The following is a 6565-nucleotide window of genomic DNA, read 5'->3' as shown; positions in this document are numbered from 1 at the left end:
CGCCGCCGCATACGTACTCATGCTCGCCGTACTCGGCCCACTGTTCGCCCGCGGCGTCGAACCACTCATCAACCGCATCAGCCGACGCCACCCCGCCACCACCGCGGCCGCGTCCGCCGGGACCGACCCGGTCCACCTGCCCGCCCAGCCGAGCACCACCGACCCCGACACCACCCCCGCCAAAGCCTGACCCACCCTGGGCAGGCCGGCCACCACCGGCTTTTCGGGTGACGCCGGCCTGTCACCTCGACGGAGAAGAGATCGAAGTCGACGTGACGGGCCGGCCGCCTCATTCCCGCCGATGGACGGCAGGCCACGCCGCCGACCCGGCACCGCCGTCGCCCGCCAGTGCTTGGATGATCTCGGTGACCCGGCGTACGCCGTGCCGCAGCCGCCGGAAGTACGTGGCCCGGCTGTGTCCGAGCCGCAGCGGCTCCCTCGCCCCGGTGTGCAGGTATCGCCAGGTCAGCGCCTGCGCCGCCTCGACGTCGGCCTGCTCGCCGGAGCCGCCGAGCAGCTCCACCGCGGCCCGCAGCAGCGCCGCGATGTTCGCGCCCGAACCGGTGACCGCCAGCCCCGCTAGCGGGTTCGCCGCGAGCCGGCCCGGCCGGTGCAGGTCGCTGAGCGCCTGCCGGACGTGCTGTTCCCAGTCGAAGGCGGCGCCCGGCCCGCCCGCGCCCAGCCGCCCGAGCCACGAGGGCAGCGCCTCCACGGCGAAGTCCTGCAGGTAGATCCGGTTCATCCGGCCGCAGCGGTAGACGTCGTGCCGGGTGTCGCCCTGGTGGACCATGCCGAGCTGCTCGCACAGCCGCTGGTAGGGCAGCCACGGCGTGGACACCAGCACCCGTTCGGCCGTCATCCCGACGGCGAGGGTGTGCCGCAGGATCGCGGCGTGTACCGCGGGGTCCTCGTCGCCGCTGACGGCGAGACCCACCAGCACCCCGGTGGTGCCGTCGGCGTCGGCGCGCAGCGCGCCGGTGTGCTGCTGGAGCAGCAGCTCGAGGGCGGGGGTGGCCGATTCGCGCAGCGGCAGCACATTGGACAGTCCGAGCGCCTCGCCGTCGGGGCCGACCGCGAGGTAGAAGCCGGTGGGCTGGCAGGACCACCACGTCTCCAGCATCCGGCCGCAGGCTCTGGCGTCGAGCCGGCCGCGCCGCGCCCACAGCCGCGTCAGCCGCACGATGTCGGCCTCGTCGCCGGGTTCGGCGGGCCGGATGCGCACCTGCGGTTCGGCCGCCGGGAACAGGGTCTCGCGGATCACCGGGTCGTCGACCAGGGCGAGCGACGGGCCGACGACGCCGACCTGGCCGCGGCGGTCGCGCTGGGCGGCGGCCTGCCGCACCCGGTGGCGTACCCCGCCGGCCAGCAGCGACTGCCGGGCCAGCGGCCGGCGCCAGCGTGCCGTGAGGTCCAGCAGCGTCCGGTACGGTTCGCGCACGGCGAGCCCGAGTTCGTCGCGGCGTATCACGCTCAGCTCGCCAATCCGGTCGAACTCGGCGGTGGCGAGGCCGGTGAGCTGCCCGAGCATCTCCTCGTCGGCGATGCCGAGGGTGGCCAGCGCGGTCAGTGCCTCCTCGAGCCCGGCGCCTTCGGGGCCGAGCCGGCGCAGCACCTCGCGGGCGGCGGGGGCGGCGGCCGCTGCGCGGGCGTCGGCGGGCACTCCGCTGAGCAGGGCGCGTGCCAGGTGTGTCGCGATCAGGGGGATCCCGCCGGACAGTGCGGTGATCAGGCGCAGCTCGGCCGGGTGGCGCAGGCCTGTCTCGCGGGCCAGTGCCTCGATCGACGCCGTGCGCCAGGGGGCGACCCGGACGGCGGCCGGGGCCGGTCCGGTCCAGTGTGCCCAGGTGGCCAGGGGGCGGCGGCTGCCGACGATCCAGACGGTGCCGGGGTCGGCTGTCCGCAGCGTGTGGACCATTTCAGCTACTGCGGCGGCGTCGTCCACGCCGTCGGCGACGCGGGCGCCGCCGAGGTCCAGGGCGTCGAGGGCGCGGGTCTTGCCGACGCCGAGCGGGCCGGTCACGTTGACCACCTGGCAGCTGTTGCCGCGCAGTGCCGTCAGCACCGCCGCCCGCACCGCGAGCGAGCCGTCGATCGCGTCCACCGCGCCTTTATAGTCACGGTGATCAACGGTGTCAACGGCTTGTGAGCTGCGGTTTGAGACTGTGGTGAGACTGTCGACGCGCGACGGTCGTCGATGGTCGGATATGGCGGCACATCCACCACCACCGTCCCGGAGGTATTCATGCGCGTGCGTAACGCTCTCGGTCGCGGGCTGGGCCTGGTCGCCCTGGCCGCGGGCACCGTCGTCGGGGTGACCGCGTCCCCGGCCGCCGCCGCTCCCGACTGCATCGTGATCAAGGACATCTCGTACTACAGCGGCGTGATCTACGCCGAGGCCGACTGGTTCTGCTACTCGACGGGGCAGAGCACCCCGTGGCCGGTCGCGATCCAGCGCCAGGACGCGTCGGGCACGTGGGTGACCCTGGCCAGCGGCACGGGTTCGGCGGCGTACGCCTGCGTGGGGACCACCACCCGCACCTACCGCACCGGCTCCACGGTCAAGGACCGCAGCGTCACCGCCCCCTGCGGCTGACCCGCCGCCGGCGGGAACACAACTGCCCGGTCCCCTCGTGGCGACCGGGCAGTCCTCGCCGTCAGCCCAGCAGGGCCAGGTCGTCCCCGGTGAGCGCGAGCCCGGCCGCCGCGATGTTCTCCGCCAGGTGGGCGAGCGAGCCGGTGCCCGGGATGAGCAGGATGCTGGGCGAGCGGGCCAGCAGCCAGGCCAGCGCGACCTGCGCGACGGACGCCCCGTGCCGGGCGGCGACGGCGGCCAGGTGCTCGGCCGTCAGCGGCTGAAACCCGCCGACGGGGAAGAACGGCACGTACGCAACCCCGGCCGCCGCGCAGGCGTCCACCAGCGGATCGTCGTCGCGGAAGGCGACGTTGTACTGGTTCTGGACGCACACCACCGGGGCGATCGTGCGGGCCAGCTCGAACTCGGCGAGGCTGACGTTGGACACGCCCAGGTGGCGGATCAGCCCCTCCTCGCGCAGCGCCAGCAGCGTCTCCAGCGGCCCGGCGAGCGACGCCTCGCCGTGGCCGCGGTCGCCCATGCGCAGGTTCACCACGTCCAGCCGGTCGACGCCCAGCGTGCGCAGGTTCGCCTCGACGCCGCGCCGCAGGCCGTCGGGGGCCAGGCCGGTCTGCTCGGACGCGGGCAGCGCGATGTCCGGGCCTTCGACGAGCGCGCCCACCTTGGTCACCAGGACCAGATCCGCCGGGTACGGGTGCAGCGCCGTCCTGATCAGCTCGTTGGCGGCCACGCCGTCGCGGGCGTAGTAGTTCGAGGTGTCGATGTGGTTCACGCCGAGCTCGACCGCCCGGCGTAGGATCGCCAGCGCCGTCTCGCGCTCGGGGCGCTCGCCACGGGGCCAACCGGTCAGCTTCATCGCGCCGTATCCGACGCGGGCGACGTCGAGATCGCCGCCCAGGCTCCAGCCGTCACTCTTCACGATCTTGATCCTAGGCGAGTCCGGTCCCCGGAACCCGGCGGCGCGGCGTCCACCGCGCCGCCGGTCGTGTGCGCAGCCGCAGTCGCCCCGGCTCTCCCGGCCGTGTCAGGCGACTGTCACTCGCGGCCCAGCCAGGTGGCGACGCAGGCCTCGTTGCCCTCGGCGTCGGCCAGGACCCACCATCGCGGCGCGTGCGCGTCGGACACGAGGCGTCCTCCGGCGGCCAGCGCTGCGGCGATGCGCGCCTCGGCCTGGTCGTGGGGGACGGCGACGTCCAGGTGGATGCGGTTGCGCTGCGGACGTGGGGCGTCCATGGCCTGGAACTCCAGCCCCGGGCCGCGACCCGCCGGGTCGGACAGGTAGTCATCGCCGATCTGCCGGTAGCCCAGCAGCGCGGCCCAGAAAGGCAGCACGTCCGCTCCGACGAGCGCGTCGATCGTGATGTTGACGAGCTGCACGGCGGCCGGGTCCGCCTGAATGCCCAGCTCTGCGGCTGCGGCCGAGATCTGGCGGGCCAGTTCGACGTCGCGGGCCGTGAGGCACACCGTGACACTGTCGTGCCGCAGGTCGATGCGGGGATGGTGAGCGGCGTCGGCCGCCAGCCGGGCAATCTCGGCGGCGAGCGCGGCGCCGCCGGCGAGCGAACCTGTCCGGAAGCGGGCCGCGACCAGGTGGTAGAGGGAGCGCCAGTCGTCGACGCCGTCGGCGGCATGGAACTGCCGGGCCGTGATCCGCTCGGTCATGCGAGCCAAGCTAACAGCGGGACCCGCCGGGCGCCGACCGGCCACGAGGCCGTCCGGCGGGCATCACGGCCGGCGTACGCGCACCGCGAAGGCCGCGTACGCCGGCCGTGCCTGGTCACGGGATCGTCAGGCCGAACGCGGCGAGGATCTCACCGATGGGCTGGTAGTACGTCGAGCCGCCGGTGGTGCAGTTGCCAGTGCCGCCGGACAGGATGCCCAGGATGAGGCCGCCGGAGGTGTAGAGCGGCCCGCCGCTGTCGCCGTTCTCCGCGCAGATGTTGGTCCGGATCAGACCGGTGACGGTGCCTTCGGGGTAGTTCACGGTGGCGTTCAGCGCGGTCACGACGCCGCAGCGCACGCCGGTGGTCGCGCCGCTGCGGCAGACCGCCTGGCCGACGTACGCGCTACCGGTCCCGCGCAGTTGCAGCAGGCCGGGGTAGGTGTTGACGGCGCTCGGGTGGCTGAGCAGGGTCGTGTAGCGGACCAGGCCGTAGTCGTTGCTGGGGAAGCTGCTCGCGGTCCGGACGCCGATGGCGATGGTGCGCGCGCTATTGGTCCACCAGTTGGCGGAGCTGTTCGTGCAGTGCCCGGCGGTGATGAGGTAGTAGGTGCTGCCGCTGCGCGCGTTGGCGCCGAGGGAGCAGCGCGCCGTGCTCCCGTAGATCGCGTCGCCGCCGGCCAGCATCGTACGCAGGTGTCCCGGTTCGCGGCGCAGGGTGACACCGGCTCCGCGCAGGCGCGTGGCCTGCTGCTCGGTGACCGAGTCGTCCAGTGTCACGGTCATCCGCCCGGTGGCCGGGTCGACGGCCCAGGCGGTGCCGGGAAGCTGCGCGGCGGCCGGCAGGGGCGGCGCTTCGGGTCCGGGCGCGGCGGCGGCCGGGGTGGCGCCGGCGGCGGTGGCCGCCAGTATCGCGACGGCGGCCACAGCGAGGTGGAAGGGGCTTCTCATGACGTCCTCCGGGGTCTGTAGACGGGAGGAGTCAAGAATCGCATCGACATCTATCGAAGGAAAGGCGAGCGGGGGCGGCGTTTCCCGATAACCTCCGATCTGGATCGAACCTGAGACGTGCATCCGTCCCGTCGAGTGAGGTCGTCATGTGGATCTATGCGGGCGTGATACTGCTCGGCGGCGCCGCGCTGGGGCTCGTGGACACGAAACTGGCCGTCCTGTGGCTGATCGTCACCGGGGTGCTGTTCGCCGGGCGGATCGCCCTGGCCGCCGGTGACTCCGAGGTGCCGCGCGGCATGAGCCGGGAATGGTGGATCGGTGCGGCCGTGGTGCTCGTCTTCGGCGTGGTGGCCTGCCTGCTCGCCTGGTAGCGGCCTCGGCGCTGCTCCCCGACCGCGGGGCCCGGCCTTGACCGCGACGATAAGGTGATCACCGTTTGCCGGGCTGCGCGCGGCGGCGCCGCTCGCGCGCCTGCCACGTGTCCGGCTGCCGCGGCCCCGCCGGGCCGCCCGTCACCAGGGAGACGACGCTGAGAACAGACGCCCCGCGGCGGACGCGGAAAGCCGCCGCGTTCGTGCTGGTCCTGACCGTGCTGGCCGGCTGCGCCCTGAACAAGGGCAGCGCGCTGGCGGCGGGCTTCGAGCAGGAGTGGGCCGGCACGCCGGACGTCGCGGAGATCGACGCGAAAGGCAGCAACTCCCTGCCCTTCCTCGGTACGGCCAGCGGCACGCTGGTCGTCGCGGAGGGCACCCCGGCCGACCGCGTCACCGAACTGGCCGCCGACCTGAGGCGTTATGTCGCCGACCAGGACGGTGTGGAAGGCCGGATCGAGGCCGACGGCGTCGCCTTCACCGTCGTCGCCGACAAGGCCCGCACCGACGAGGTGGTGGCGCTGTGGCGGTCGCTGACGGCCGACACCCGGGTGCGGCGCGCGGACATCGACGACACGGCAGGCGACGGCGACCGCTGGCGGATCGACGTCGACACGGCCGACGCCACCGAGGCGATGGCCGTGTTCCGCGACCTGCTCTCCGGCGGCGGCCGGCACGAGCCGCTGTCGGCGGCGACGTTCCTCGGCGTCGGCACCTGGCTGGACGCGCGCCCGAGCCTGCACGTCGAGACCGGCAGCGACGGCCGGGCCCCCGGCGAGGCGATCGCCGCGTACGAGGCCCTGCGCGCCCGTTACACGATCATCGAAGCGCGCCTGAAACCCGACCGCGCCACCATCAGCCTGGCCCCCGGCGCCGACCTGGACGCCGCCGCCGCACTAGCCGGCGCCGCGGCACCGAGCCTCGGGGCCAACCTGAAGATCACCAGTGGCCGCGGCTGATCTCCTGCCGGCCGGGATCGGCGGCGGTGTT

Annotated in this window: 7 protein-coding genes and 1 pseudogene; 4 read left to right on the top strand and 4 right to left on the bottom strand. The window is 73.9% G+C overall.

Annotation, left to right across the window (positions count from 1 at the left end):
- Positions 1-190, top strand: a pseudogene (locus Cba03nite_RS22170) (hypothetical protein); the annotation flags it as partial.
- Positions 191-289: 99 nt separating this feature from the next.
- On the opposite strand, the gene Cba03nite_RS22165 reads toward Cba03nite_RS22170, so the two are convergent.
- Positions 290-2101: a hypothetical protein gene (locus tag Cba03nite_RS22165; protein ID WP_203749423.1), complete on the bottom strand. Its 1812-nt coding sequence runs from the start codon at positions 2099-2101 to the stop codon at positions 290-292.
- A gap of 141 nt (positions 2102-2242) precedes the next feature.
- Between Cba03nite_RS22165 and Cba03nite_RS22160 the strand changes: the two genes are divergently transcribed.
- A complete protein-coding gene (locus Cba03nite_RS22160; protein ID WP_203749420.1) occupies positions 2243-2593 on the top strand; it encodes a hypothetical protein in 351 nt (116 codons plus the stop codon).
- A gap of 61 nt (positions 2594-2654) precedes the next feature.
- Here Cba03nite_RS22160 and Cba03nite_RS22155 read toward each other — a convergent pair whose 3' ends face one another.
- The 3 genes from Cba03nite_RS22155 to Cba03nite_RS22145 form a co-directional block, all read right to left on the bottom strand.
- On the bottom strand, positions 2655-3512 hold the full coding sequence (locus Cba03nite_RS22155) for an oxidoreductase (protein ID WP_203749417.1): 858 nt from the start codon (positions 3510-3512) through the stop codon (positions 2655-2657).
- A gap of 116 nt (positions 3513-3628) precedes the next feature.
- Positions 3629-4255, bottom strand: coding sequence for a 4a-hydroxytetrahydrobiopterin dehydratase family protein (locus tag Cba03nite_RS22150; RefSeq protein WP_203749414.1), 627 nt, complete (start codon positions 4253-4255; stop codon positions 3629-3631).
- Positions 4256-4370: 115 nt separating this feature from the next.
- Positions 4371-5204: a S1 family peptidase gene (locus tag Cba03nite_RS22145; protein ID WP_203749411.1), complete on the bottom strand. Its 834-nt coding sequence runs from the start codon at positions 5202-5204 to the stop codon at positions 4371-4373.
- A gap of 146 nt (positions 5205-5350) precedes the next feature.
- Between Cba03nite_RS22145 and Cba03nite_RS22140 the strand changes: the two genes are divergently transcribed.
- Together Cba03nite_RS22140 and Cba03nite_RS22135 are read left to right on the top strand one after the other, a co-directional pair.
- Positions 5351-5575: a hypothetical protein gene (locus Cba03nite_RS22140; RefSeq protein WP_203749407.1), complete on the top strand. Its 225-nt coding sequence runs from the start codon at positions 5351-5353 to the stop codon at positions 5573-5575.
- A gap of 203 nt (positions 5576-5778) precedes the next feature.
- Positions 5779-6534 carry a hypothetical protein gene (locus Cba03nite_RS22135; protein ID WP_203749404.1) on the top strand — a complete coding sequence of 252 codons (756 nt, stop codon included), beginning with the start codon at positions 5779-5781 and terminating at the stop codon, positions 6532-6534.
- Positions 6535-6565: the final 31 nt, after the last annotated feature.

Source organism: Catellatospora bangladeshensis (assembly GCF_016862575.1).
Classification (GTDB): Bacteria; Actinomycetota; Actinomycetes; order Mycobacteriales; family Micromonosporaceae; genus Catellatospora; species Catellatospora bangladeshensis.
Note: the sequence above shows the minus strand (reverse complement) of the source record. Positions and strands in the feature narration are given on the sequence as shown.

Bases quoted from the DNA above. Each gene is read 5' to 3' on its own strand.
- Cba03nite_RS22145 (WP_203749411.1), bottom strand. From the start codon at position 5,204: ATGAGAAGCCCCTTCCACCTCGCTGTGGCCGCCGTCGCGATACTGGCG.
- Cba03nite_RS22160 (WP_203749420.1), top strand. From the start codon at position 2,243: ATGCGCGTGCGTAACGCTCTCGGTCGCGGGCTGGGCCTGGTCGCCCTG.
- Cba03nite_RS22140 (WP_203749407.1), top strand. From the start codon at position 5,351: ATGTGGATCTATGCGGGCGTGATACTGCTCGGCGGCGCCGCGCTGGGG.
- Cba03nite_RS22150 (WP_203749414.1), bottom strand. From the start codon at position 4,255: ATGACCGAGCGGATCACGGCCCGGCAGTTCCATGCCGCCGACGGCGTC.